Below are 200 nucleotides of genomic sequence, written 5' to 3' on the forward strand. Positions count from 1 at the left end.
AGCCGCCTTTCAATTTCGAACCATGCAGTTCAAAATGTTATCCGGTATTAGCCCCGGTTTCCCGGAGTTATCCCAGTCTTATGGGCAGGTTACCCACGTGTTACTCCCCCGTCCGCCGCTAACTTCTTGAGAGCAAGCTCTCAATCCATTCGCTCGACTTGCATGTATTAGGCACGCCGCCCGCGTTCATCCTGAGCCAG

Annotated in this window: 1 rRNA gene; it reads right to left on the minus strand. The window is 53.5% G+C overall.

The annotated features are described in order from the left end of the window. Positions 1-200 (minus strand): 16S ribosomal RNA (locus MR167_RS32885); the annotation flags it as partial.

It is taken from the genome of Bacillus cereus group sp. BfR-BA-01355, from assembly GCF_022663675.1.
In the GTDB taxonomy this organism is placed as follows: Bacteria; Bacillota; Bacilli; order Bacillales; family Bacillaceae_G; genus Bacillus_A; species Bacillus_A thuringiensis_S.